Here is a 25,759-nt window from a genome sequence, read left to right on the forward strand (position 1 = left end):
CAAAATGGAACAATCAACACTGGAACGCACCGTCCATCGTATTCCGGCATCACGGTCCAATGTAGCAGGCAACAAGACGAGACTCCATGGCAGGCAGCGGGTGGCGGCTTACTGCCGGGTCAGTACCGACAGCGAGGAGCAGATCAACAGCTACACCGCCCAGAAAGCCTACTACACCCAGAAAATTGAGGAGTCCCCAAATTGGGAACTGGCCGGGATCTTCGCGGACGAGGGGATCACCGGGACCAGTATGAAGAAGCGCAAAGAGTTCAACCGGATGATCACCGCCTGCAAGCGGGGCGGGATCGACCTCATCCTGACAAAATCTCTCTCTCGCTTTGCCCGGAACACCGTAGACTGCCTGGAGACGGTGCGGATGCTGAAGGCCAGGGGGATTGGGGTCATCTTCGAAAAGGAAAATATCAATACGCTGACAGAGTCCAGCGAGTTCCTCATCACCCTGTTCAGCGGCTTTGCCCAGGCCGAGAGCGAATCCCTCAGCTCCAATATCCAGCTGGGCATCCGTATGGCAATGAAAGAAGGAAAGGTCAACTTCCACTACAGATCCATGCTGGGCTACCAAAGAGGAGGGGATGGCAAGCCGGAGATCGTGCCGGAGGAAGCCGAGGTGGTGCGGCGGATCTACCGGCGGTACCTGGATGGATGCAGCGAGGGCCAGATCCAGAGAGAACTTACCCAGGCTGGAATCGCCACCGCAAAGGGTGTCAAGGCATGGTCCCATCAGATCGTGCATAACATCCTCACCAATGAAAAGTATGCGGGAGACGCCCTGCTGCAAAAGACCTTCACCACAGACTGCATCAGCAAGAAGGTCAAGAAGAATACCGGCGAGTTGCCGCAGTATTACATCAAGGACAACCACCCTGCTATCATCCCGCGGGACATCTACCAGCGGGTACAGGAGGAGATGGCACGGAGGACCAGCAAGCGAAAGATTCTGCAGAAAAGCGGAAAAACAGAACAGGGCAAGTATTCCGCCAAGTATGCGCTCAGTGAGCGGCTGGTCTGTGGGGAGTGTGGTTCCCCCTATAAGCGGTGTACCTGGGCCAGGAACGGCGTCAAACGGATCGTCTGGCGGTGCGTCTCCCGGTTGGAATTCGGGAAAAAATACTGCCATAACTCGCCTTCCATGGCGGAGGACAAGCTGCATACCGCAATTCTCACGGTACTTAACCGGGTAGTCGAAGCAAGCGATGGCCTACAGGATGAACTGGCAGAGACGCTCCGAATGGTATGTACCCCGGAAGGGGTCGGTAACAACCTGTTGGAATTGGAGCATGAACTGGAAGCCCTGACCGCACAACAGAACGCCCTGTTGGATCAGGCGTTAGCCAACATGGAGGATCTGACGATAGCAGAGCAACTCAAGACCCTGCTGGAAGAAAAGCAGAACCTGCAGACACGGATCGATGCGGCGAAGAAAGAGGCAGCCAACAGAATCAACGAGGACTCACGTATGGCAGAGTACGCAACTTATCTGGAGGAACATCTCAATGGCTTTCCTCACTATGATGACGAGGTCGTTCGCAAGATGATTGAACGGGTCACTGTAGTCGATGAGGAAACAATCCGGGTCAAGCTCCGATACAGCGATTTGGAGATTGAACAGACCGTGCGCTAGAATAAAAGTACGAAGGAATGGCTGTGCTGATGCACTGCCATTCCTTCGTACCTATTTGCAGTTGGCTTTGTCAGTTATGTCGGTAAAGAAAACCACGCCCAACGTACAGACTTCCTTTCATCCTGTTCAGATTACGATTTGCTTGGAGCTTCTGACCCAATTTCTAAAAGATCATTCCAGAGTGAGTCAATCTGAGCAGAATTAAATGTTATTTCAGCGCACAGCTTGTAAAGGCGGCGCTTGTAAACGGTCTCCTTGGCCGCGTATTGGCCCTGGATAAAACAGGCGGTACCGAAGCAGAACTTCACGGAAGAGATGTCCTCAGAAGGGACTGTGGTCAGTACACAGTCTTTTCGCAGTTTTCCCATCCTGCCCAATATGAAATCGGCCTGATAATCATTCCGGTTATAGCGGACGATAACCTCCTTTGTATGCGCAGAAAAAATTGTGCGGAGGATGTCATCGTTGAGCAATTCTGCCAAAAACGGTGCCTGGATAAAGATGCGCGGTGCCTTAAAAGCGGCGCAATGGTACAGAATATCCTGAAGTTCTCCGTCCAGCAGCGGGCGGTCGGCGTAATAGGCCGCTTCCAGTAAATCTGCCCAGTCACTCTGCACTCCACGGAGTTTGAACGCCGCAATCAAGTCGTGGGGCAGTTGTTCCTCCTCCGGGGAAGCGGCGCAAGGACGGTTGGGCGGAGAGAAGAGGTTCCAGGCACCCAAGTGTCGGCAGTTGAGCTGTTCCGCCAGTACATCTGCATAGGCTTGGATTCCAGACTGGAAGTGAAAGGCCAGGGAGCGATCCGCCTGATTTAGATATACGAAGCAGAACTCGCGCTGATAGGACAGTGTGTGATAGGAGATATCAAGAATCCGATACAGCTCAGCGCTCTCAGCAGTACTCTGGAATACCACATTGGCCAGACGGCTCTCTCGGTAAATTACCGCTAGCGTATCGAACTGACTGCGCAGGAATTCCAGATTGAGTGGATACTTCTCCAGAAGGTATGCCTGCCCCCGCGGCGGCTCCCGGTAGGTGCCCAAGAGGGGCGTATCCGAGACCTCACCGGTGATCTGGTTTACCGATATGCGGCTGAGCTGGCTGCGCAGGGTCTTGACCTTCTTCTGGCTCTCCAGCACCTTTTTCCCCAAATCAGTCAGGACAATGTCGCCACAGGAAACAGCGGCGAGCTGTTCACTGTCCAGCTGTGATACGATTTGTAGCATAATACTTTCTGGCAGGCCGAACTGATCGGCAAGATCGGGGAGGGATTTGGAACCGATGCGGATGGCGATGAGGACACATTCTTGAACAAAGGAGAGCACCTGGACACGCCGTTCCCAGACAGTCAAGCCTATTTCCTGGACAGGAATATAGACTGGAACCCGACAGATGAAATCATAGCCGGAAAGCTGCGGAGGAATGTATTTATCAACATTTTTTTGCCATTCAGACAGCATTTGTAAACTCCTTTATATCGATTTCCTGACAAAATTCGGGATGCTCCTGCATATAGCTGAACACATAGGGAAAGCGGTTGCCGGGGATACGGGGATTGCGGAGAAACTTTCCGTCACCGACAATGATCAAGGCCCGTTTCGCGCGGGAGAAGGCAACATTCAGCCGTGCTTCCTCTTTCAAGAATCCGATACGCCGCTGATTGCTGCTTCGGACGGTGGAGTAGATGATGATGTCACGCTGACTGCCCTGGAATGCATCCACGGTGTTGATATCGACTTCAATGTGGCTCAATGGGATTTGCTTGAGGCGGTTCCGGATTAGCTCCAGCTGCGCCCGGTATGGCGTGATGATGCCGATGGAATACTTCTCCCCTTGAGCGGAGATTTCTTGGTTCAGCCTTTGCAAGCAGCTTTGGATCACAGTGACTTCCAGATGGTTGATGTATCCGCGTTGGTGCCCGACGGATTGTTCAAAGCGGGCGGAACCGGCATTGGAGGTGGTTAGCCAGGTGATGGCGCGGTTATTGAGCATGGGAAGGTTCGTAGTTCGCTCAGATGCCTTAACGCCATTTTGCACTTTACTATCGTAAAAAAGAAAGCTGATGAGATCGCCGATTGCTGGATGCATCCGGTACTGGGTGGAAAGCGTCTCTTTACAGCTGTCGGGCAGGATGTCAAACAGTTTCCCGAACCCTGTGTTTTGAAGCTCATCGATCTGGGAAGACTGGAAGCTGGCTTTGAGGGCATTCCGATCAAAGACCGGTGGCAGTTGCTTGTGGTCGCCCACTAAAATTGCTTTTCGTGCCCGAACCAAGGGAACCATGATTTCCGGCAGAGTTGCCTTTGCTGCTTCGTCTACAATCACATAGTCGAAGGTCGAGTCACGGACGCGGGGATCCGAAATGACGCCAATGCAAGTACCTACGATAATGGAAGCGTTTTTGATATAAAACTCTCCCAGCTCATTGCTCTCACTGATGCGTCGGATCCATTGTTCGGAAATCAGGCAGCTCTGTACGTAAGGATTGGTGCGGCTTTTCCCGTAAGTGTTTTCAAAGTCTGTGGCAACCCGTTCCAGACGTATGCGTTCTGTTTCTTCCAGATTTGCAAGTTTCAGCTCTTCCAACACTTGTGCGTATTTACAGAATGGCTCCATGGGGATGTGCTGTTCCAATAAACGTTGGACCAGCCACGCTTTACAGTTCTCAACGCTTTCCTTCACCCATAGGGTCTGGCAGTGGTCCAATCCGAAACGTTCATTGATCTTGGGGTCAATATTTTCCTCGTGACCAATACGGATGGTCGTATGTTCCAGATAGGCTGCAAGGTCTTCCAGCAGTTTATCCACGGCGGCATGAGATTGGGACACAATCAAAATTTTCTGATCTAGTGCAGGATTCCGTTGGTTTTCCCCCAGAATCTGCCGGATTACTTCCACCAGGACATTGGTTTTGCCGGTGCCTGGAGGCCCCTGGATCAAAGCAATATCCTCCGCCTCCAGCGCTTTCCGGACCGCGCGCTTCTGGGTAAAATCCAGCTGTTTATTATAGAAGCAGGGCATAGCCTTGAGCTGGAAATACCCCGGCTGCTCGGCACCCACAAAAATGCTCTTCAGATTTCCGCCGTTAGCGGTTTCAGATCGGCGGAATTCCTCCAGTGCTGCCTCCTGGCGGCGGTACTGCTGGATCTCTTTGCGGTAATCCAAACAGATAGAACCATTGTTCGGCAGCCGGGGCTTCCTGGGTGCGGCCTTGATAGCCATCACAGCGCCGTCCTCCCGGTATTCCCAGAAGGTACCGACCTCTGCCAGAATTGGCTTCTTTTTGAAACGCCCACGCTGCTCAAAAATAAACAGGGTATCCTGGCTGAACGTCTCATCCGGCACGCTGTCCGGATCCAGCCGGAACAGGAACATCCCGTCTTCATAGCGGACACTTGTGTAGTACAACCGGACAGTATTCTTAGACGCGTCTGCAATCATAGCTTGGATGAATTCCCGCCAGATACCGTACTGTGTGTCGTATTCCCGGTCGATATTTTTCTGCGAGTGGATATCCGCTTGAAAATCAGCAACCCGGTTGCTTAGGATCTGGCTGCAATTGTTGGGAAGAGGGGTGTTTGCGATTCTGTGCGAAAACAGAAATTGAAAATGCCCAGGAACCTCCATGGAAAAGCGCTTGTGCTGCTCCCGCTTGAAGGCATCCAGCCGGCGGAAAGAGACCACCTGGAAAAAATCGTCCGACAAAACGCATTCCATTGAGATGCTGATGCCGTCAAAGCAATAGATGGAGGTCTGCCCCTCGGCACGAAGACGGATCAAGCCGCCCGCAAACTGGGCGGGAAGGAAGCTGTCCAGCAACTCTAAATAGGGCATATCCCGCCGTACTAGGTTACGTCTTTTCAGATCGTCGAGCGCATTGGTGGGGACGGCGAAAAAGTACCGCTCGTCGCTGCCGCAATACCGCTGGTAGAGCGGAGCCAGGGCCAGTTCGCAGTCATCAATGTTTTCATATCGGTCCGCCGGGGCAGGGGCACACATCTTCAAAAGGACTTCCTTTAACTTTACATCGATGCCGCCAGCGGATTGGATAGCCGTGGGCATTTCAGCAGCCGTCACTGGGACTTCACCGGTGAAAAGAAAATAAATGACAGCACCCAGCGAATAGATATCGCTGCGCTCTGTTGCATTTTCACTGTGGACGGTTACTTCCGGCGCGGAATAATTCTGGGTAGCAAACTGATATGTGGTTCCGTCCTGGAACATCCCGCGGATTTTTGCGATTCCGAAATCAATCAGCTTCAGCTCAAACGAGTCGGTAATGAGGATGTTGGAGGGATTGATATCCCGGTGAATCACGGAGTTTCGATGGGCGTGTTGGATGGCATTGGTCAGTTGCTTTACCAGGTTGTACCGGGTTGAGGCATTCGGAATCACATCTAGCATCTGGGACAGGGGGCGTCCCTGAACATACTCCATGGAAATGATGCCTTCACTCCGTCCATCCGGAGCGGCCTGGATATCCGAACGGAATATACGGACAATGTTCTCGCAGGCCTTCAGCCGCGTCAGGGCCTGTGTTTCCTTCTGAAAAATAGCTCGGTAGATAGGGGCCTCCAGATTCTGGACTCGCTTCACCACAAAGCGAAACCCTGCTTCATTTTCCACCAACTCTACAATTGTTCCGGAGTCCCTTTGCCTGCTCAGCGTCTGAATCACTTTTTCCTCCATGAATTGTTCCTTTCTTACCTCAATAGATGGCCTGAATGCGTGGTAACAGGATATTAAAAGTATAGCATAGCCAACGGATATCTGCAATTGTACACATAGTCGACAGGATATTTCGCAGAATAAAACTGTAGAACATCAAATTAACATAGGCAGATGTATCTTTTTTGGCAACAAAAGACACATGACCGCAAAGCGAAAGCTTTGCGGTCATGTTTTTTCTTTTTCTATAAAAAGCGGTCCCTCCGGAGTCCGGCTCCGGAGGGACCGCTTTTCTTTTTTCTTGAGGCCCCGTCATAGCACGATGAGCCCATACTCCCGGCTCAGCCGTTCCAGGACCTCGGGCTCCAGGTCGGCGGTGCCGTCGTAGAAGGCCCGGCCCTGGTAGGCCCGCAGGGCCGCCTCCATGAGCTCCGGCACGTCTGACCACAGACACAGGGCGTCCTTGATGGCGTACTGCTCCTCGGCAAAGATGGCCACATCATCCTCCTCCAGGATGGAGATGCGCAGGGCGCCCACCGGGCGCTCCTCCTCCGCCTCCAGAATGTCCTCCATGAGGTCGGGACCGCACTCGATGGTCTCCCCCACGTCCACGTCGGGGGTGATGAAGCGGGCCTCCTTCTCGCTGGCGCAGGGGATGACGTCGGGGTCCTTCACCACCGGTGGGAAGGCGGAGAAGTCGATGCCGTCCATGGCCCCGCGGATGGCGGCAATATGGCCAGGATGGGTGCCGCAGCAGCCGCCGAAGATCCGCACCCCCGCCGCTGCCCAGCTGGGCACCCGCCGGGCAAAGTCCTCCACGTCATCGGGGTAGGTGAGCACGCCGTCTGCCCCCTCCGTCGGCTCCCCGGCGCAGGGCTCGGCAATGAGGGGCATATCTGTGTAGAGATGGAGCCGGGTGAGCTGCTCCTCGGCCACCGCCGGGTCCACGCAGTTGAGGCCAAAGGCGGTCACACCCATGCCCTGCATGACGATGGCACAGGCCAGCACATCGGTGCCGGTGGGGGTGCGTCCCTCATCGTCGCAGTAGCAGGTCACCAGAATGGGCTTCTCCCCGCCGCCTGCCTTTCGGATGCCCAGCACCGCCGCCCGGGCCTCCGCCATGGCCATGACGCTCTCCACCAGGAAGAGGTCCACCCCCGCCGACAGCAGCACCGCCGCCTGCTGGGCATACAGGTCCACCAGCTCCTCAAAGGGGGTCTCCCCATAGGGCGGGATGGCCTTGCCCGTGGGGCCCAGGTCGCCGGCCACCAGGGCCTTTCCCTCCGCCGCCTGACGGGTCAGAGCAACCAAACGGCGGTTATAGTCCTCCATCTGTCCGTCCAGTCCAAAGGGCTCCAGAGCGCCGCGGTTGCAGCCCAGCGTGGGGGTGACCAGCACCGTGGCTCCGGCATTTACATAGGCCCGCTGGAGTTCCAGCAGCGCTTCTGGGTGCTCCAGGGCCCACTGCTCCGTGCAGGCTCCTGCGGGCATGCCCCGCTTTTGCAGTTCGGTACCGGTGGCGCCGTCCATCAGGATGGGAAGGGACAAGGGTATGGGCTCCATAAATTGCAGTTCCTCCTCAGTATTGGCCGCCGGAGCGGCCTCGGTTGGCTCACAGTATACCATAACCGCTCCTGAAAAACAAGCGCCCCGGCCGTTGGCCGGGGCGCTTGCGTTCCTGTCTTTCCTTTTCCAGGGGTCAGTCCGGCGCCTTACTCAGCGGGACGGACCAGGACCTCCTCGGTGGTGCCCAGGAGGATGGACTTCTCGCTGGGACGGAGCTCACCGGTGTTCTCGTCGCGGCCCTGGAGCACGAAGCGGGCGTCGGGATCGCCGATGGTCTGGGCGGCCTCATAGGAGCCCTCCCAGATGGGATCGCTGCTGGGCTTGCGGTAGCGGTTGAAGATGACGCCCAGGACGGTGTCGCCCTCGTCCATCCAGTCGGTCATCATGTTCCAGTCGCCGGCGCTGTCGCCGAAGACCATCAGAGGACCGGAGCCGTCATACTTGGGAGCGATAAAGTTGGTGATGATGATGCTCTTGCCCTTACCCTGGGTCTGAGCATACATGCCCTCGCCGCCCCAGTCGTAGTTGTACTCATTGATGTAGCGGCCATCCTCGCCCAGCTTGTTTCTCATGGCGAAGACGTTCTCCTCGGGAACGCCGTAGCCCATGACCTCGTTGGCAGCCAGGACAGTGTCGATGGGAGAAGCGGAGACGATGTACACGTCAATGCCGTTGGCCATCAGGGTAGCATACAGGTCCTTGAGCTCATCGGTGAAGGTCAGGCCGGTGATGAAGCTGGCGGAGACGACGCCGCTCTCGCCGGGCAGCTCGATGGGAGAGGTCCAGGTCTCCTCAGCGTAGCGGCCGTAGGAAGCCCAATACTTGTGGGAAGCGGCGGCCAGCTCCTGAGCCTCCTCGGGGGTCATGCCGGTAAAGAGGTAGGTGACCCAGGGGTAGGAAACGGAATGATCAAAGAAGTCGCCCAGGTTGTTGTACATGAAGCGCACCTTGGCGGCGAAATCCTGATACTGATTGGTGGCGTGGATATAATCCAGATCAAACTTGCCGCCGGCACCAAAGCCCTTGTAGTTCTCATAGAGCCAGGCATAGTCGCTGGAAATATCAGCAGCCAGAGTGGCAGGAGTGATGGTCTTGCCATCGATGCTCGTGCCCATCTCCTTATTGAGATCGGGGATACCGGTCTCCAGAACAGCTTCCATGTCCTTGGGATCGATCTTGAAGATCAGGTTCTCGATCTGGTAGATGAGCAGAGCTTCCTGAATATCAAAGATAACGGAGGTATTGTCGAAATCGAACACCACATACTTGCCGCTGTTGGCGTTCTCATCGATCACGGCCTGGATCCGGGCGCGGGTGGCAGGAGCCCAGTTGCCGGTGATGAGCTGGGTGGGATCGGGCTTATAGTGGGTGGTGGTATCGATGGCGGCGGTGTCAGTGGCGGCGTCCCAGGTGAGACCGAAGTCCAGATTGGACGCAAAGTCACGGAGCTTGAAATAGTTGCTGCCGTTATCGATGTTATATGCCTCAACGGACACAGCCTCTCCGTCCACAGTCACCTTGGTGGTGGCAGGTGCGACGGAAACGGCGGCCAGTGCGGTGGACATACCCAGCCCCAGCGCGAACACCAGGCCCAGGGCAAGCAATTTGCTGCTCTTGCGGTTTTTCATATATTTCCTTCCTCCTGTTACTCAAAAAATACGCTCATTTGAGTCCGGCGTCCTCAGACGCCCGCGGGGGCTTGTTGAATCCCGGCATTCCTCCTTCCTGGTAAAGGCAAGTCGATGATAACATGAGCACGTTTTTGTTTGCAACGTCCCCGTTTCTTTTCTCCGAACAGCCCAGTTTTTCGCCTGCAAAATTGTGCATTTTTTACAATATAATCACCTCCGTTTTTGATATTTCATGGTGAGCATGCTCAAAAAGGGGCTCCGGACAAGTCCGGAGCCCCTTTGGCGTGCTCATATTACATTTTCTCAGGCGCCGACACACCCAGCAGCTTGAGGCCGTCGGCGATGACGGCCCGGGTGGTGTCAGCCAGCTTCAGCCGGGCGTCCCGGAGGGCGGCGTTATCCACCATGCACCGGCAGGTGTTGTAGAACCGGTGGAAGCTGCCCGCCAGCTCCACCAGGTACCGGTTGATCCGGGAGGGATCGTAGTCCCGGGCAGCCAGGCGGATCTCCTCAGGCAGCTCGGAGAGTGCCTTCAGCAGGACCTTCTCCTCGGGCTCAGCCAGGAGTGTAGCGTCCACGGCGGCGGCAGCGGGGACAGCCACCCCCTCCTCGGCCATCTTCCGCACCATGGAGCAGATGCGGGCGTGGGCGTACTGGACGTAGTAGACCGGGTTGTCGGAGTCCTCCCGGACGGCCAGGTCCAGGTCAAAGTCCAGGGGGGAGGTGGAGGACCGGGAGTTGAAGAAGTACCGGGCGGCGTCCACGCTGATCTCGTCCAGGAGATCGTGGAGGGCAATGGCCTTGCCGGAGCGCTTGGACATACGGACGGGCTGGCCATCCTGCAGCAGGTTGACCAGCTGCATGAGCACCACCACCAGCCGGTGGGAGCCGTCCAGACCCAGGCCGTCCAGAGCGGCCTGGAGTCGGGCCACGTGGCCGTGGTGGTCGGCGCCCCAGATGTTGATGGCCTTCTGGAAGCCGCGCTTCTCCAGCTTGTTGCGGTGGTAGGCGATGTCGGCGGCAAAGTAGGTGTAGAAGCCGTTGGCCCGGCGGAGCACATCGTCCTTCAGGTCCAGCTTGTCCACCTGCTCCCGGGTCTTGCCCTCGGCCATATACTTCTGCTTGAGCAGCTCGGTGGTGTTGAGCCACAGGGCGCCGTCCTTCTCGTAGGTCCAGCCCTTCTCGGTGAGCATGCCCACCGTCTCGGCCACATAGCCGCTGTTGTGGAGGTCGGACTCCAGGAACCACTGGTCGTACTCGATCTTGTAGCGGAGCAGGTCGCTCTTCATCTTGGGGATATTGACGGACAGGCCGAACTGGGCCATGGCCTCCTGACGGTCGGCCTCGGGCTTGTCCAGCCAGCCCTCACCCTCCTTGTCCCGGAAGGCCTGGGCCAGCTCCTTGATGTCGTCGCCGTGGTAGCCGTCCTCGGGGAAGGGGAAGTTCTCCTCACCCAGGATGAGCTGGTGGTAGCGGGCGTCGATGGAGACGGCAAACTTGTGGATCTGGTTGCCGGCGTCGTTGACGTAGAACTCCTTCCAGGTGTCATACCCCGCCAGAGAGAGGACGTTGGCCAGGGTGTCACCCAGCACGCCGCCCCGGGCGTTGCCCATGTGCATGGGGCCGGTGGGGTTGGCGGAGACGAACTCCACCATCACCTTCTCGCCGTGACCCACGTCGCTCTGGCCGTAGCGCTCCCCCTCGGCCTCCACGTCGGCCATGATCTGGCCGTACCACTTGGGACCCAGGGTGAAATTCAAAAAGCCGGGGCCGGCGATCTCCGCCTTCTGGAAGAAGCTGCCCTCCATCTCCAGATTGTCACAGATGATCTGGGCGATGGCCCGGGGAGCCATGTGCATGGCCTTGGCGCCCGCCATGGCGAAGGAGGAGGCGTAATCACCGTGAGAGACATCCTTGGGGATCTCCACGGAGCCCTTGACCTCCAGCCCGCCGGGGAGCTGCCCCGCCTGAGCCGCTTTTTCATAAGCCTGCTGGGTAAGGGCCGCCACCTGATCCTTGGCGGCCTGGATAAGATTCGCCATATTCTTCCTTCACCTTTCTCTACGTTGTCGCATCGTCGTCGCAAAGTCCGCTCTGCTCCGTTTCCGCCTTCCGGCGAAAACTGCGCCCGCTTTCTTGCTCCTCCTCTCCCAAACGGACCCGCTGCGCTGGGCTCCGTTTGGGTTTGCTTTATCTGCACATTTACGGTCAAAAATCGCATCCCGACTCATGGGAGCTGGTTTTTATTGGGTGAATAAGGGTTCCTTCTCTCTCACGTTGATATGGAACATATTCTCACCGGCTACGGCATGGTCAATTTCAATGGCGTAGTCGATCTCAATCTCGCCGCCCCGCTCGTTCAGGTTGGCGTGCATTTTTTTGGTGCTGATGCCCACGGACAGGGCGCCGTAGGGCGTCTCATACATGGAGAAGTGCCGCCGCCCGGGCTGAAAGACCATCTGGGAGTTGACCTCCCCCACACGCATCAGAGTGATGCAGTCGGGCTCCACCTGGAAGGTGGTGAGGGTGCCCTCCAGCCCGGTGAGCTGGCTCTCCTGGTAAGTCAGGGTATAGCCGGCATCGCCGCAGTCCAGCAGCTTGCCCTCGGTGACCAGCTCAATGACCTCCGGCTGCTCCCCCTCAGTGCTCTGAACCCCTTTGATGGAAATGATCACGCTTTTATCCATTGGGAAATTACCTCGGTATCCACGCAGAATTCGCCCCCGCGGTGCCGCCGCGGGGGACGGCGGCTATTATATAATAAGTGTATCCCGATGTAAAGAGGCTCCTTCCACAATTTTGCACTTCCGGCGGGGCTTGCCCCCTCTTTTTCGGTCAATACTTCCAGATATCCACCTGGGTCACCGACTCCTCCACGTCCCGCCGCAGAAAGACCGATGCCAGACGGGAGAAGTCCTCCGCGCTGTCGCTGACGTAGTAGCGGCTCTCCCCCGTCCGCCCCGGACCGCTCAGGGCGTCCATATCGGTGAGGTGCCGGGCCACGGCGTCGGCGCAGGTCCGGCCCACGTCGATGAGTGTCACCTCCGGCCCCATATAGTCGCCGATGATCTCAGTGAGCAGCGGATAGTGGGTACAGCCCAGCACCAGGGTGTCCACCCCCGCTGTGCGGAAGGGCTCCAGGTACTCCCCCACCACCGTCTCGGCCACGATGTCGCCCCGCCGGAACCGGCCGTTCTCCACCAGGGGCACAAAGAGGGGACAGGCAGCCGCCATCACCCGGATCTGGGGGGCGCCCTGAGCGATGCGCCGCTCATAAGCGCCGCTGCGGATGGTGGCCTGGGTGCCGATGAGCCCCACCTTGCCGTTGCGGGTGGCCTGAGCCGCCGCCCGGGCAGCGGGCTCCACCACGCCCCACACCGGGATGTCGTTCTCCGCCGTGAGCACATCCAGTGCCGTGGTGGACACGGTGCCGCAGGCGATGACGATGGCCTTCAGGTCAAAGGTCCGCAGAAAGGCCACGTCCTGCCGGGCGTACCGGATGATGGTGTCCTTGGAGCGGCCGCCGTAGGGCACCCGCCCGGTGTCACCGAAATAGATGATGTCCTCCCCCGGCAGCAGACGCTGGAGCTCCCGCACCGCCGTCAGACCGCCCAGACCAGAATCAAAGACGCCAATGGGCCGATTATCCACAAAAAGACCTCCCGCCGCAGCAAACATTCCCCGCCGTTTTCCGGCGGTCCAGTAGAAACTATCATATGCGAAACGCCGTGGAAAAACAAGTGTGATTTTCCACGGCCCTTCCCGGGAGTACCCTTTGACAAGTGGAGAAAATATACTATAATGTTATCTGCCGGAGGACACTCCGGCCCCATGACCCCGCCGGACCCTGTCCGGCCCGGTCCATCCGTCACAGAGCCTGTACGCTGCCTGTAAAGGAGGGTCTCAACCATGAATCTGGAATTGACACGGAAACAATACCGGCGGCTGCTGGATATGGTGTATATCGGGAACTGGATCCTCAACTCCACCCGGGGCGACGATCGGATCCCGGACTATGACGAGGTGGAGAGCCTTCTCTTCTCCAAGGCAAAAGAAGAGGGTATGCCCATCCTGGCCGAGGTCTACAACGGAGAGGTCATCCCCTCCCGGGCCTTCGCCGAGGGCGGCATCCATGAGGCCATCATGGACTACGAGGACAACGTCTTCTTCGACATTCTGGCCGAGGATCTGGCCCGCCGTGATATGGACGACGTGCCCATTGACGACAGCAACTACGAGGAGCTGGCCTCCCGCATCGACGCCTATATCGCCGAATTCGAAGAACACGGCACCGACAACATCACCGTGGACAGCGACATTATGTGAGGACGAAAGCCGGTCCGCTCCTGCCCCCTTCGGGCGGGAGCGGACCTTTTTCTGCTTTTTCCGCCAAAAACCGCTCAAATAGTTGCATCTTCAATCATCTACATGCTATCATGCTATACTGAGCACGACACCTTAAAAATCAAGGAGTGAGCGGACGTGTCCCTGTTTCGGCCCACAGCGGATAAATTCACCCAGATGACCCAGACCCCCATCCCCAGGCTGGTGTCCACCATGGCGGTGCCCACCATCATCAGCATGCTCATTACCTCCCTCTACAACATGGCCGACACCTTCTTTGTGGGCCGGATCGGCACCAGCGCCACGGCAGCGGTTGGTGTGGCCCTCCCCCTGATGGCCGTCATCCAGGCCATCGGCTTCACCTTCGGCCAGTGCTCCGGCAACCACGTCTCCCGGCTCCTGGGCCAGCAGAAGCGGGAGGAGGCCCAGCGCATGACGGTAGTGGCCTTCTACTCCGCCTTCCTGCTGGGGGTCGTGCTGGGGGTGCTTGGACTTCTCTTTCTGGACCCTCTGGTAAACACCCTGGGTGCCACCGCACCAGCGCCCAATACACTAAGGACTATGTCTTCTACATCCTCATCGGCACCCCCTTTATGGTGGCCTCCCTGGTCCTCAACAACCAGTTCCGCTTCCAGGGCAGCGCCGTCTTCGGCATGATCGGCATCTTCTCCGGCGCTGTACTCAACATCATTCTGGACCCCATCTTCATCTTCGTCCTGAATATGGGTACCGGCGGCGCCGCCCTGGCCACCATCCTCAGCCAGTTTGTGGGCTTTTGCCTGCTGGTGGGCGGCACCTTCCGGGGCGGCAATCTGCGTCTGAGCCTCACCGCCTTCCGCCCCACCTTTGACCGCTACCGCCGCATCCTTACCGGCGGCCTGCCCTCCTTCTGGCGGCAGGCCCTGGCCAGCGTGGCCACCCTTCTTCTCAACGTGGCCGCCCGGGAGTACGGCGATGCCGCCATCGCCGCCATGAGCATCGTCTCCCGCATCATCATGTTCGCAGGCTCCGCCCTCATCGGCCTGGGCCAGGGTTATCAGCCGGTGTGCGGCTTCAACTACGGCGCGAAGCTCTACGGTCGGGTACGGGAGGCCTACTTTTTCTTCTTCAGGGCGGCCGCCGTGGCGGCGGTGGTACTGGCCGCGCTGGGCTACGTCTTTGCCCCCCAGCTCATGGCCCTCTTCCGGGCCGATGACCTGGAGGTCATCGCCATCGGCACCACCGCCCTGCGGATGCAGTGCGTCTCCTTCCCCCTCATGGCCTGGTTCTTCCCCTCCAGTATGACGCTCCAGACCATCGGCCAGTCCTTCCGTGCCACCGTGCTGGCCATGTGCCGTCAGGGGCTCTTCTTCCTCCCCGCCATCCTCATCCTGCCCAGCGTCCTGGGCATCACCGGTATCCAGCTCAGTCAGCCCTTCTCCGACCTGTGCTCCTTCCTGGTGGCCCTGCCCATGGGCATCGGCGTCCTCCGGGAACTCAAGGCCGCCCAGCTGGGAGAGGAGGCCCGGAAAAGCTGACTTTCCCGGAACCTTTTCCTCCCATTTACGTCAAAAAGTATAAAGAGACTGGCAAAGGAGGTCTTTGGATGGTTCTGCGGAAACTTTGGAGGGCGGGCGCTGTGGTCTGCGCCTGCCTGGCTCTGGGGGCGCTGTGCGGCTTTGCCCTGCCGGTGCCGGAGGAATGGCTGGCCCGGGACCCCGGCTTTTCGATCACCTGCCCCTCCGTCCAGCCGGAGGAGCAGGAGGGGGACGTCATCACCGTGACGCCGCCCGTGGAGGATGAGACGCTGTCAGAGGGAGACATCACCGTCCTTCCGGCGGACCCCTGCCCTGCGCCGGAGGAACCTCTCACCGCTGTTTTTCTCACCTGAGAAGAAAAAAAGACCGCCGAATCGGCGGTCTTTTTTCTTTCTCTGCGATAAAATGCGGTCCATTCCCGTTATAGAGGTGCGGGCGGAGTCGCCCTTCCCATTTTTCCCCTTCTGTGGTATGATGATTTTATTGCCGCTCTTTTTCCAGTACCGGCGGCCATTGAGGAAGGAGGGACGCCCGTGTTCCTTTACATGACCATGGAGGGTCTGGCCAAACGCGGCCGCTCCGATCAGCCCCTGGATGAGGGCCTGCTGCCCCGGGTGGGGCATGGGGACCGGGCCGCTCTGGAGGCCCTTTATGTCCAGACCGAAAAGGCAGTGTACGCCCTGGCCCTCTCCATCCTGCGGGACCCGGAGGACGCCCGGGACGTGACCCAGGAGGTCTATCTGAAGGTCCGGGCCGCCGCCCACCTGTATGTGCCCCAGGGCAAGCCCTTGGCATGGCTCTTCACCATCACCCGCAACCTGTGCCGGGACCTGCAGCGCAGTCAGTCCCGGGACGGTCAGTCTCCTGAGGACCTGGAGAACGACGCACGCTTCTCCTACATTTCAGACCCCACCGACCGGCTGGTGCTGGCCGCCGCTCTCAAGACGTTGGGGGATGAGGAGCGGCAGGTGGTCCTCCTCCACGCCGTCTCCGGCCTCAAGCACCGGGAGATCGCCCAGGACCTGGGCCTGCCCCTGTCCACAGTGCTCTCCCGCTACAACCGGGCCCTGAAGAAACTCAAACGCTATCTCACCGAAGAGGGGGTGCGCCTGTGAACGACAAGATCGAGACCTCTCTCCGCCGGGCGGCGGAGCAGCTGCCCCAGCCTGACTTCCAGGCCATGGCCGACATCCCGGTCCAGCCCCTGGAGGTCCACGACTATGTGACCCGGCAGGAGTTCCTGCCCCCACGGCGGCGGTTTCCGCTGGCCGCCGCGGCTCTGGTGCTGTGTGCCCTGGTGCTCTGCGCCGGGCTGTGGACCTATTTTCAATTTTTCCAGGTCTACTCCGTTGTGGACCTGCGGGTGAACCCCGCCTTTGCCATCGAGCTGGACCGCCGGGACCAGGTCAAGTCCGTCAACGCCCTCTCCGACGACACCGAGCCCATCCTGGAGGGACGCTCCTACCAGGGCTGGGACCTGGAGACCACCGTGGAGGCCCTGCTGGACGACCTGTGGGCCGGCGGCTACCTGGATGACGGCGCCCAGGTGGACGTGGCGGTGAACAGCAAGAGCACCGACCATGGCCGGGACCTCCGGGAGGAGGTGGAGGAGATCATCTCCGAAAAGCTGGAGGAACTCTCCGGCGGCGGAGTACTGCCCCCTTCCGATGGTGACGACACCCCTGTGTCCACCGCGCCGACGCCCACAACGCCAACCTCCACCACCCCTGTCTCCGACGCCCCCGGCACGGCCACCGCTGCCCCCTCCGCTCCGGCGGAGACCCCTTCCGCCCCGCAGACCTCCCCTGACGGAGTGCTCTCCTGGGCAGAGGTCCAGGACATTGTCACCGCCCGCCTGCCCGGCGTCTCCTTTGAGGAGATTCAGCTGGACGAGGACGATGGGCGGATGATCTATGAGGTAAAATTCCGGGACACCGCCGGTGCAGAATATGAGGCCGACCTGGACGCCTACACCGGCGAGATCCTGAAGTGGGAAAAAGACTGACACGCCATAGAGAGGAACTGATACCCATGAGCACTGTGACAAAGGCCATGCGCCCCGCCCTGCTGGGGCTCACCACCTGCCGGGACCTGCTGCGGGAGCCTCTGATGATGCAGGTCCGCTCCCTGCTGGACGCCCTGGCTGCCGAAAACGGCGAGGGGGCTTTGAACGCCTACACCGAGCTCTTTTACGGCCTGCGCCAGGCGGGTAAGACCGGCCTGGGGGACTGGCTGTGGGACCGGCTGCGCTATGCGGAGTCCCCCTACCCCGCCCTGCTGGACCGGGGCGGCTCCGACCCTGCCCTGGAGGCGGCCGCCCGCCGGGATATCGACACCCTCTCCCGTCTGGCCGGTCTGGACTGCGGCACCCTCATCGCCGAAATGACCGCCCTGCTGCCGGAGGAATTCGGGCCCGTTCTGAATGCCCTTCCCCGGTGGGACAACACCGTCCCCTTCACCTTTGCCGACCTCACCGACTTCTACCGTGTCCACGGCGCCGGTCTCTTCGCCCGCTACCGGGCCTTCCTGTGGTCGGATGGCGCCCTCATCCCTGTAGCCGAGCCCGACACGCCCCAGGAGGAGGAGATGATGGGCTATGGCCTCCAGCGGGAACAGGTCATCGCCAACACCCGGGCCTTTCTGGCTGGAAAGCGGGTCAACGACGTCCTCCTCTACGGCGACAGCGGCACCGGCAAGTCGGCCACGGTAAAGACCCTCCTCTCCATCCCCGGTTTCGAGGCCCTGCGGCTCATCGAAGTTCAGAAGGACGGCCTCAAGGGCATGCCGGAGCTCATCCGCAGCCTCTCCGGCCGGAAGCAGCGCTTCATTCTCTTCATCGATGACCTGGCCTTCGACCAGGACGACCACACCTACTCCGTGGTCAAGACCATCCTGGAGGGCGGCCTGGAGCGGCGGCCGGTCAACGTGGCCATCTACGCCACCTCCAACCGCCGCCTGCTGGTACGGCAGACCTTCTCCGACCGCCAGGGGGACGAGGTGGACCGTCAGGAGACCATCCAGGAAAAGACCGCCCTCTCCGACCGCTTCGGCCTGCGCATCCCCTACCTGGCCCTCTCCAAGGCGGAATTCCTGGACCTGGTCCAGTCCCTGGCCGCCCAGCGGGGCCTCTCCATGGCCCCGGAGGAGCTCCGCCGCCGGGCCATTCAGTGGGACATGCGCTTCCCCAGCCGAACACCCCGGGGTGCCCGCCAGTTCCTGGCCAGCCTCCAGATGGACTAACAGCATATCGGCAGCAAAAAGCCGGCTTCTCATACGAGAAGCCGACTTTTTCATTGCAGAGAGGGTGCAGCGACCGGTCTGGTGGTATGCCGGTCGTGTTCAGGATTCCATGGCTTTATTTTTGCGGGGCAGGAGGGCGTTAAAGATGCCCATACCCACGCTGCTCCGACGGAGCACTGCGTCCAGACCCACGGCCAGGGCGACGCCGCAGACCACATCCACCACCGAGTGCTGTTTCAGGAAGACGGTGGACAGGCAGATGAGCACCGACAGCACCATCAGAGACACCTGCCGGCGGCGCTCCGCACTCAACGCCCGGGACCGGGCACCGGCCAGAGCTACATTGACCGTCATAAACACGTGGATGGAGGGGCAGACATTGGTGGGCGTATCGGACTTGCGCAGCAGGATGACCAGCTGACTGAGGAGATCGTCGCCGATGATGGGCCGGCGCAGGAGCTGCCCATTTGGGAAGAGGGCGTAGATGGCCAGACAGATGGTCAGGCCGATGATGGTCATCCGGCTCAGGTGGAGAAAGCTCTCCGGCTCCCGCTTGTAAAAGTACCAGAACATACCGGGCACCAGGGGGAACCAGGCCACGTAAGGGATCAGGAAGGCCGCGCAGAAGGGGATGTAGGCATCCAGATCGCAAGCAATCCAGAACTTGGGCCGCACATACTCTTCCAGCAGCGCGAAGCAGATCACATAAAAGATGAAGTAGGCAATGGGCACTGCCAGCATACGGCGGCGTGTCCGCTCGTCGTGCCAATACTGCTCCATATTTGGCGGCCCTCCTTTCTTTCCATTTTATATATGTCGGGGCTTCTTTGGTAACAAGATTTTACTCTGGTTCTCTCTGCAAATCCATAGAAATTTTCTGAAGAATTCCTTAAGGTTTTAACCCTTTGTTTATGCATCTTGTTTGGGCCCCTTGGTCCTTTTCACTTGTATATCGTTTCAGACGTATTCTTTGTGACAAAAGTGCCCTGGTTTTTAAAAAATATTTCCCGGCCCTACCCCTGGCTCCACGGCCCGATGGTGACGCCGGTATAGTAGTGGGTGAGGATCTCCTGCCAGGTGCTCCCTGCCTTGGCCATGGCGTTGGCGCCGTACTGGCTCATTCCCACCCCATGGCCGTAGCCGGTGACGGAGAAGGTGACCGCCGTATCGTCCGCCGTGACGGAAAAGCTGGCCGAACGCAGGTCGAACATGGTCCGCAGGGCGGTGCCCTTCACGGTGACGCCCCCCACCTCCACGGTATCCACCCCGCCGGTGGAGGTGGGTACAACGTTCTGGAACCAGGTCTCCGGCGCCCCTGACAGGTCGGCGTCGGGGTGCTGCGTGAGAAAGACGGTCTTGAACTCCTCCACCGGCACGGTGACGGTGGTATGGTAATTGGGGACCTCCTCCCCCTCCGGGCTCTCCACGCTGGCAAGATAGGGTACGCTGCCTCCCCATACCTCCACCGAATCCAGGGTCCGCCCCGCCGCCGAGGAGAAAAAGACGGCGTCGATGGGCTGCCCCTCATAAAGGATAGCCTGTCCGTCGGTATCCGATACCGCCCGGGCGATCTTTTCTCCCCACAGCTCCGCCTGCTCCCCCCAGTTGGCGGCGGCGTCCTCCGGGGAGATATAGGCCTGGCAGCAGGAGATGTCGGTACACATATCGGCGTCGGGGTGGTTGGGATTCTGACCAATGCTCATCTGATAAAGGGTGTAGGTCCGGGCGGTCACCGCCTGGGCCCGGAGGGCCTCCTCCTCAAAGGAGGCCGGCATCTCCGCCGCCACCACCCGCCATAAGTACTCCGCCATGGTGAGGGAGGTCACCGTCCCGTCCGGCATGGCCACCCGGATCAGGGTGGCTCCGTCTCCCCCGGCGCCGCTCTGGGCGGTGGGCTTCTGAATGGGCAGCGTGGCGGCGGGGAGCGGCCCGCTCTCCTCCGGCGCTTCCTCCTTCTCTGTAGATCCCAGCAGGAGCATGGGGAGCAAAAACACAGCCAGGAGCAGCAGCAGGGCGGTGGCCGCCACAGGTCGCAATGTCCGCATCATTTCAAACCTCCACGGCCAAAAGGCCCTTTCATGGTGTAAAGGGCTGAATTCTCGCTTGACGGGGCGGCACCCAGGGCGTACAATGTAAGGTACTATTTTTGAGGGGGGAACCACCCATGTCCGGAGCGACACAGTCCCGTGACTTTATCCAAAGTCTATGCGGAGAATTCCAGAAGCATAACTACATCGATCCCAGCCATTATGAACACATCGACGTGAAGCGGGGGCTCCGGAACGCCGACGGCACCGGCGTCATGGCGGGCATCACCCAGATCGGCAACGTCCAGGGCTACTACATCCAGGACGGCGAGCGCGCCCCCATGGAGGGCCGGCTCATCTACCGGGGCATCAACGTGGAGGACCTGATCCACGGCTTCACCTCCGAGGGCCGCTTCGGCTTCGAGGAGACCGCCTACCTCCTGCTCTTCGGCGCCCTGCCCACCCGGCAGCAGCTCGCCGATTTCAATGCCGTCCTCTCCCAGCTCCGGCCCCTGCCGGTGAACTTCACCGAGGACATGATCCTCAAGGCGCCGGGCCGGGACATCATGAACCGGCTGGGCCGGTGCATCCTGGCACTCTATTGCTATGATGACGCCCCCGAGGACCACTCTTTGGAGAATGAGCTCCGTCAGGCCCTCCAGCTGGTGGCCCGTTGCCCCATGATCGTGGCCCACTCCTACGCCGCCAAGCGCCACTACTTCGACAACGACTCCCTCTATCTCCACCGCCCCCAGGAGGGGCTCTCCTTCGCCGAGAACTTCCTCTATGCCATCCGCCACGACAACCGCTTCACCGAGCAGGAGGCCAAGGTGCTGGACCTGTGCATGGTCCTCCACGCCGAGCACGGCGGCGGCAACAACTCCGCCTTCTCCTGCCGGGTCCTCTCCTCCTCCGGCACCGACATCTACGCCGCCATCTCGGCGGCGGTGGGCTCCCTGAAGGGCCCCCGCCACGGCGGCGCCAACAAAAAGGTCATGGAGATGTTCCGCTATATCCAGGAGGGGGTCTCCGACTGGACCGACGACGGCCAGGTGAAGGACTTCCTCCGCCGTCTCCTCCAGCGGGAGGCCGGCGACCGCAGCGGCCTCATCTACGGCATGGGCCACGCCATCTACACCCTCTCCGACCCCCGTGCCAAGCTCCTCAGGCAGTTCGCCCGGGGCCTGGCCGAGGAGGCCCACATGGTGGAGGAATTCCAGCTGGTGGAGTCGGTGGAGCGGCTGGCTCCCGAGGTCATCAACGGCGTCCGGGGCCAGGACAAGCCCATCTGCGCCAACCTGGACCTCTACTCCGGCCTGGTCTACAAGATGCTGGGCATCCCCGAGGAGCTCTACACCCCCCTCTTCGCCATGGCCCGCATGGTGGGCTGGTGCGCCCACCGGCTGGAGGAGGTCTTCAACCCCGGCAACAAGATCATCCGCCCGGCCTACAAGGCTGTGGCACCCATGCAGCACTTCGTCCCCCTGGACCAGCGGGGCTGATCTCTCCGGACCAAGGACGGTCCGATCACAACACACAAGGAGGACCTCATGTCCCACCACGATCACAAATTTACTTCCTCTGCCGGCGCCGTTCTGGCCGCTGTGGGCTCTGCCGTCGGCATGGGCAACATCTGGCTCTTCCCCTACCGGGTGGGCCAGTACGGCGGCGGCGCCTTCCTCATCCCCTATTTCCTCTTCGTGGCCCTCTTCTCCTATGTGGGCCTCTCCGGCGAATTCGCCTTCGGCCGTCTCACCGGCACCGGCGCCCGCGGCTCCTTTGACTACGCCATGAAATCCCGTGGCTGGAAGGGCGGCAGCATTTTGGGCATCCTCCCCCTGCTGGGGGTGCTGGGCATCGCCATCGGCTATTCCGTCGTCGTGGGCTGGGTCCTGCGGTACGCCGCAGGGTCCCTCACCGGCTCCCTGCTCAGCAGCCAGCCCGACGCCTATTTTGAGCAGCTGGCCGTCTCCTTCGGCTCCATCCCCTGGCACTTCATCGTCATCGCCGCCACCGTGGTCATTCTGGTGCTGGGCGTGACCGCCGGTATCGAGAAGATCAGCAAGTTCATGATGCCCGCCTTCTACGTGTTCTTCCTGGTTATCGCCGTGCGGGTGGCCTTTCTCCCCGGCGCGGTGGAGGGCTACCGCTACCTGCTGGAGCCCGACTGGTCCTATCTCCTCAAGTTCGAGACCTGGGTCATGGCCATGGGCCAGGCCTTCTTCTCCCTGTCCATCAACGGCGCCGGCATGCTCATCTACGGAAGCTATATGAAGAAGTCGGAGAACATCATCCGCCAGTCGGTGATGACCGCCATTCTGGACACCATGGCCGCCCTCCTCTCCGGCTTTGCCATTCTCCCCGCCGTCTTTGCCTTTGGCATCGCCCCCAACAGCGGCCCCTCCCTCATGTTCATCACCATCCCCCGGGTCTTTCAGCAGATGCCCGGTGGCCGCATTCTCGCCCTCTTCTTCTTCGTCTCCGTCCTCTTCGCCGGCATCACCTCCCTCATCAATATGCTGGAGGCGGTGGGCGAATCCCTGAGCAAGGGCGTCAGGCTGCCCCGGAAGGCCGCCATGATCGTGGTGGGCTGCGTCACCTTCGGCGTCTCCCTCTTCCTGGAGTCCCTCCCCGCCATGGGCTCCTGGCTGGACGCCGTCACCATCTATATCGCCCCCTTCGGCGCTGTGCTGGCCGCCGTCATGATCTACTGGGTCCTGGGCCTCAAGGCCATCCGGGCCGAGCTCATGGAGGGGCGTACCCGCCCCCTGGGCCGGGCCTTCGACTTTCTGGCCAAGTATGTCTACGTCTTCCTCTCCGCCGCCGTGCTGGTGCTGGGCATCGTCTACGGCGGCATCGGCTAGGAGGCGCCCATGAGCCTCTTCCGCTGCCCCCTGTGCGCCTCCCCCCTGACCCGGACAGACAGAACCTACACCTGCCCCAAGGGCCACAGCTTCGACCGGGCCAGGGAGGGCTATGTCCACCTCCTCCCCGCCAACCAGAAGCACGCCAAGGACCCCGGCGACGACAAGGAGATGGCCGCCGCCCGGAACCGTTTCCTCTCCGGCGGGTGGTACGCCCCCCTGCGGGAGGCGCTGTGCCGCCTGGCCCTCACCTACGCCCCCGCCGGGGCGTCGGTGCTGGACGCCGGCTGCGGTGAGGGGTACTACACCGCCGGCGTCTACGCCGCCCTGTCTGAAACCGGCCAGGTGGGGCAAATGGCCGGGGTGGATCTGTCGAAGCCCTCCCTGCGGTGGGCGGCCCGTCGGGAAAAGGCCGTGGAGTTTGCCGTGGCCTCGGTCTACCATCTGCCGGTGGCGGACACCTCAGTGGACCTGCTTCTCAACTGCTTCTCCCCTCTGGCCCTGGACGAGTTCCGCCGGGTCCTCCGCCCCGGCGGGGTCTACCTCTACGTGGTGCCGGCGGCCCGGCACCTGTGGGAGCTCAAGGAGGTCCTCTACGACGGGCCCTACCTCAACAAGGAGGAGGACATCCCCTACGAGGGCTTCTCCTATCTGGAGGTGGTACCGGTGGAGGCGGTGCTGGAGCTCCCCGACCGGGACACCATCCGGGACCTCTTCTCCATGACCCCCTACCGGTGGAAGACTCCCAAGGCCGGCGCCGCCCGGCTGGAGGAGCTGGATCACCTGCGTGTGGCCGCCGCCTTCCGGGTCCACGTTTTCCACCGGGAACCAGCGTGATCGGTTGCAATTTTCCCCTCTTCGTGATATATTGACCAACATCAGAAACGATTTGAGGTCGCGCCTTGGAAAAAGGGCGTTTGGGTGCGGAACTGGGTTTCGCTTGCCTGTGGGAGACCTTGAATCAGGCAAGTGAGAAAGAAAGGAACATCACCCATGGAAATCAACGGCGAGCAGGTAAACGAAGTCGTCCGCTACGACCAGCTGGGGCTCTCCCCGGAGATCATGCGGGCATTGGACAAGAAGGGCTACGTCCAGGCCACCCCCGTCCAGGGCGGCGCCATCCCCTACTTTATGAAGTGGCAGGACGTCATCGCCAAGGCCCCCACCGGCACCGGCAAGACCTTTGCCTTCGGCATCCCCATGGTGGAGCACATCGACCCGGAGAGCGATGCCGTCCAGGGTCTGGTGCTGGCCCCCACCAGGGAGCTGGCCATCCAGATCATGAACGAGCTGCGGGACCTCTGTGAGTTCAAGGAAGGGGTCCGGGCGGTGGTCCTCTACGGCGGACAGCCCATTGACAGGCAGATCAACCAGCTCAAGAAGCGGCCTCAGATCGTGGTGGCCACCCCCGGCCGGCTCATGGACCACATGAAGCGCCGCACCGTCCGGCTGGACCAGGTCCAGACCGTGGTGCTGGACGAGGCCGACCGGATGCTGGACATGGGCTTCATCCACGACGTCACCCGCATTCTGGACCAGATCAAGCACCGCCGGAACATGGGCATGTTCTCCGCCACCATCTCCCGGGAGGTCATGGACATCTCCTGGGTGTACCAGCGGGACCCGGTGGAGATCATCGTCCGGCCCGACGAGCAGAACAAGCCCGACATCCAGCAGTACCGCATCGACGTGGACCGGAACGAAAAGGCGGAGATCACCGCCCGCATCCTGGACGCCGCCGGCTATGAGCGGGCCATCGCCTTCTGCAACACCAAGAACATGACCGACCGGCTCACCGGCCTGCTCCGCATGCGGGGCATCACCTGCGAGGCCATCCACGGCGACATCCAGCAGTCGGTCCGGGAGAAGACCCTGGGCAAGTTCCGCCGGGGCGAACTCCGGGTGCTGGTGGCCACCGACGTGGCCGCCCGTGGTCTGGACATCGACGACGTAGACGTGGTCTTCAACTACGACGTCCCCGACGAGACGGAGTATTACGTCCACCGCATCGGCCGCACCGGCCGGGCCAAGCGCCACGGCGTGGCCTACACCCTGGTGTCCACCATCACCGAGGCCATGCGCCTGGACGATATCCAGAAGATCACCCGAAACGACATCCACCGCCTCAAGTACGAAAAGGGCACCCTCCTGGACCTGGAGGAGGAGCAGAAGTAAGACGCTGGCCGGTTTTCATGTATTTTTAAACTTTCCCCAAAGATTTTTTCATGTGAATCTGGCATACTAAGAGACAGATAAGGAG

At 60.3% G+C, this 25,759-nt stretch carries 21 protein-coding genes; 12 read left to right on the forward strand and 9 right to left on the reverse strand.

What is annotated here, in order from left to right; translation table 11 throughout:
- Positions 1–4: 4 nt before the first annotated feature.
- Positions 5–1,642, forward strand: coding sequence for a recombinase family protein (locus E0E29_RS00605; protein WP_242622323.1), 1,638 nt, complete (start codon positions 5–7; stop codon positions 1,640–1,642).
- A gap of 131 nt (positions 1,643–1,773) precedes the next feature.
- Here E0E29_RS00605 and E0E29_RS00610 read toward each other — a convergent pair whose 3' ends face one another.
- From E0E29_RS00610 to murI, 7 genes are all read right to left on the reverse strand, one after another.
- The gene (locus tag E0E29_RS00610) at positions 1,774–3,102 is read right to left on the reverse strand and encodes a hypothetical protein (protein ID WP_130848174.1); all 1,329 of its coding nucleotides are present in this window, start codon (positions 3,100–3,102) and stop codon (positions 1,774–1,776) included.
- Entirely contained in the window at positions 3,092–6,331 is a 3,240-nt protein-coding gene (locus E0E29_RS00615) for a serine/threonine-protein kinase (RefSeq protein ID WP_130848175.1), read from the reverse strand. Before E0E29_RS00615 ends, E0E29_RS00610 begins: the two co-directional genes overlap by 11 nt.
- A gap of 291 nt (positions 6,332–6,622) precedes the next feature.
- A complete protein-coding gene (locus E0E29_RS00620) occupies positions 6,623–7,936 on the reverse strand; it encodes a homocysteine S-methyltransferase family protein (protein WP_242622324.1) in 1,314 nt (437 codons plus the stop codon).
- 86 nt (positions 7,937–8,022) lie between these two features.
- The gene (locus E0E29_RS00625) at positions 8,023–9,504 is read right to left on the reverse strand and encodes an HAD family hydrolase (protein WP_130848176.1); all 1,482 of its coding nucleotides are present in this window, start codon (positions 9,502–9,504) and stop codon (positions 8,023–8,025) included.
- A 296-nt stretch (positions 9,505–9,800) separates the two neighbouring features.
- Positions 9,801–11,549, reverse strand: coding sequence for an arginine--tRNA ligase (gene argS, locus E0E29_RS00630; protein ID WP_130848177.1), 1,749 nt, complete (start codon positions 11,547–11,549; stop codon positions 9,801–9,803).
- Positions 11,550–11,750: 201 nt separating this feature from the next.
- Positions 11,751–12,194 (reverse strand): YwiB family protein, encoded by a 444-nt coding sequence (locus tag E0E29_RS00640; protein WP_130848178.1) that lies wholly within the window; start codon positions 12,192–12,194, stop codon positions 11,751–11,753.
- Positions 12,195–12,342: 148 nt separating this feature from the next.
- Positions 12,343–13,158 (reverse strand): glutamate racemase, encoded by an 816-nt coding sequence (gene murI, locus E0E29_RS00645; protein ID WP_130848179.1) that lies wholly within the window; start codon positions 13,156–13,158, stop codon positions 12,343–12,345.
- A 258-nt stretch (positions 13,159–13,416) separates the two neighbouring features.
- Here murI and E0E29_RS00650 point away from each other — a divergent pair, with 258 nt between their 5' ends.
- From E0E29_RS00650 to E0E29_RS00675, 7 genes are all read left to right on the forward strand, one after another.
- On the forward strand, positions 13,417–13,833 hold the full coding sequence (locus tag E0E29_RS00650) for a hypothetical protein (protein ID WP_130848180.1): 417 nt from the start codon (positions 13,417–13,419) through the stop codon (positions 13,831–13,833).
- 156 nt (positions 13,834–13,989) lie between these two features.
- Positions 13,990–14,508, forward strand: a complete 519-nt coding sequence (locus tag E0E29_RS19075; protein ID WP_341273086.1) for an MATE family efflux transporter — start codon at positions 13,990–13,992, stop codon at positions 14,506–14,508.
- On the forward strand, positions 14,445–15,368 hold the full coding sequence (locus tag E0E29_RS00655; protein ID WP_341273087.1) for an MATE family efflux transporter: 924 nt from the start codon (positions 14,445–14,447) through the stop codon (positions 15,366–15,368). The genes E0E29_RS19075 and E0E29_RS00655 overlap by 64 nt, the downstream gene beginning before the upstream one ends.
- Positions 15,369–15,436: 68 nt before the next feature.
- On the forward strand, positions 15,437–15,721 hold the full coding sequence (locus tag E0E29_RS00660; protein WP_130848181.1) for a hypothetical protein: 285 nt from the start codon (positions 15,437–15,439) through the stop codon (positions 15,719–15,721).
- Positions 15,722–15,901: 180 nt separating this feature from the next.
- Positions 15,902–16,483, forward strand: coding sequence for an RNA polymerase sigma factor (locus E0E29_RS00665; protein WP_341273088.1), 582 nt, complete (start codon positions 15,902–15,904; stop codon positions 16,481–16,483).
- Complete coding sequence (locus E0E29_RS00670) at positions 16,480–17,373, forward strand: PepSY domain-containing protein (RefSeq protein ID WP_130848182.1); 894 nt, start codon at positions 16,480–16,482, stop codon at positions 17,371–17,373. Before E0E29_RS00665 ends, E0E29_RS00670 begins: the two co-directional genes overlap by 4 nt.
- A gap of 26 nt (positions 17,374–17,399) precedes the next feature.
- Positions 17,400–18,608, forward strand: a complete 1,209-nt coding sequence (locus tag E0E29_RS00675; protein WP_207303550.1) for an ATP-binding protein — start codon at positions 17,400–17,402, stop codon at positions 18,606–18,608.
- Positions 18,609–18,707: 99 nt separating this feature from the next.
- Here E0E29_RS00675 and E0E29_RS00680 read toward each other — a convergent pair whose 3' ends face one another.
- Complete coding sequence (locus E0E29_RS00680; RefSeq protein WP_130848183.1) at positions 18,708–19,388, reverse strand: phosphatase PAP2 family protein; 681 nt, start codon at positions 19,386–19,388, stop codon at positions 18,708–18,710.
- Between the two features lie 233 nt (positions 19,389–19,621).
- Entirely contained in the window at positions 19,622–20,653 is a 1,032-nt protein-coding gene (spoIID, locus tag E0E29_RS00685; protein WP_242622325.1) for a stage II sporulation protein D, read from the reverse strand.
- A 119-nt stretch (positions 20,654–20,772) separates the two neighbouring features.
- Here spoIID and E0E29_RS00690 point away from each other — a divergent pair, with 119 nt between their 5' ends.
- The 4 genes from E0E29_RS00690 to E0E29_RS00705 all read left to right on the forward strand — a co-directional run bounded on the left by E0E29_RS00690 (position 20,773) and on the right by E0E29_RS00705 (position 25,674).
- Positions 20,773–22,137: a citrate/2-methylcitrate synthase gene (locus tag E0E29_RS00690; RefSeq protein WP_130848184.1), complete on the forward strand. Its 1,365-nt coding sequence runs from the start codon at positions 20,773–20,775 to the stop codon at positions 22,135–22,137.
- Between the two features lie 48 nt (positions 22,138–22,185).
- Positions 22,186–23,499 (forward strand): sodium-dependent transporter, encoded by a 1,314-nt coding sequence (locus E0E29_RS00695; protein WP_130848185.1) that lies wholly within the window; start codon positions 22,186–22,188, stop codon positions 23,497–23,499.
- 9 nt (positions 23,500–23,508) lie between these two features.
- Entirely contained in the window at positions 23,509–24,336 is an 828-nt protein-coding gene (locus E0E29_RS00700) for a putative RNA methyltransferase (RefSeq protein ID WP_130848186.1), read from the forward strand.
- Positions 24,337–24,492: 156 nt separating this feature from the next.
- Positions 24,493–25,674 carry a DEAD/DEAH box helicase gene (locus E0E29_RS00705; RefSeq protein WP_130848187.1) on the forward strand — a complete coding sequence of 394 codons (1,182 nt, stop codon included), beginning with the start codon at positions 24,493–24,495 and terminating at the stop codon, positions 25,672–25,674.
- Positions 25,675–25,759: the final 85 nt, after the last annotated feature.

Origin of the sequence: Intestinimonas timonensis (assembly GCF_900626145.1) — a bacterium.
In the GTDB taxonomy this organism is placed as follows: Bacteria; Bacillota; Clostridia; order Oscillospirales; family Oscillospiraceae; genus Intestinimonas; species Intestinimonas aquisgranensis.

What these genes read in the sequence shown, in the direction of transcription:
- E0E29_RS00605 (WP_242622323.1), top strand. Translation starts at nt 5, where the DNA reads ATGGAACAATCAACACTGGAACGCACCGTCCATCGTATTCCGGCATCA.
- E0E29_RS00610 (WP_130848174.1), bottom strand. Translation starts at nt 3,102, where the DNA reads ATGCTGTCTGAATGGCAAAAAAATGTTGATAAATACATTCCTCCGCAG.
- E0E29_RS00615 (WP_130848175.1), bottom strand. Translation starts at nt 6,331, where the DNA reads ATGGAGGAAAAAGTGATTCAGACGCTGAGCAGGCAAAGGGACTCCGGA.
- E0E29_RS00620 (WP_242622324.1), bottom strand. Translation starts at nt 7,936, where the DNA reads ATGGTATACTGTGAGCCAACCGAGGCCGCTCCGGCGGCCAATACTGAG.
- E0E29_RS00625 (WP_130848176.1), bottom strand. Translation starts at nt 9,504, where the DNA reads ATGAAAAACCGCAAGAGCAGCAAATTGCTTGCCCTGGGCCTGGTGTTC.
- argS (WP_130848177.1), bottom strand. Translation starts at nt 11,549, where the DNA reads ATGGCGAATCTTATCCAGGCCGCCAAGGATCAGGTGGCGGCCCTTACC.
- E0E29_RS00640 (WP_130848178.1), bottom strand. Translation starts at nt 12,194, where the DNA reads ATGGATAAAAGCGTGATCATTTCCATCAAAGGGGTTCAGAGCACTGAG.
- E0E29_RS00650 (WP_130848180.1), top strand. Translation starts at nt 13,417, where the DNA reads ATGAATCTGGAATTGACACGGAAACAATACCGGCGGCTGCTGGATATG.
- E0E29_RS00655 (WP_341273087.1), top strand. Translation starts at nt 14,445, where the DNA reads ATGGTGGCCTCCCTGGTCCTCAACAACCAGTTCCGCTTCCAGGGCAGC.
- E0E29_RS00660 (WP_130848181.1), top strand. Translation starts at nt 15,437, where the DNA reads ATGGTTCTGCGGAAACTTTGGAGGGCGGGCGCTGTGGTCTGCGCCTGC.
- E0E29_RS00675 (WP_207303550.1), top strand. Translation starts at nt 17,400, where the DNA reads ATGAGCACTGTGACAAAGGCCATGCGCCCCGCCCTGCTGGGGCTCACC.
- E0E29_RS00680 (WP_130848183.1), bottom strand. Translation starts at nt 19,388, where the DNA reads ATGGAGCAGTATTGGCACGACGAGCGGACACGCCGCCGTATGCTGGCA.
- spoIID (WP_242622325.1), bottom strand. Translation starts at nt 20,653, where the DNA reads ATGCGGACATTGCGACCTGTGGCGGCCACCGCCCTGCTGCTGCTCCTG.
- E0E29_RS00690 (WP_130848184.1), top strand. Translation starts at nt 20,773, where the DNA reads ATGTCCGGAGCGACACAGTCCCGTGACTTTATCCAAAGTCTATGCGGA.
- E0E29_RS00695 (WP_130848185.1), top strand. Translation starts at nt 22,186, where the DNA reads ATGTCCCACCACGATCACAAATTTACTTCCTCTGCCGGCGCCGTTCTG.
- E0E29_RS00700 (WP_130848186.1), top strand. Translation starts at nt 23,509, where the DNA reads ATGAGCCTCTTCCGCTGCCCCCTGTGCGCCTCCCCCCTGACCCGGACA.
- E0E29_RS00705 (WP_130848187.1), top strand. Translation starts at nt 24,493, where the DNA reads ATGGAAATCAACGGCGAGCAGGTAAACGAAGTCGTCCGCTACGACCAG.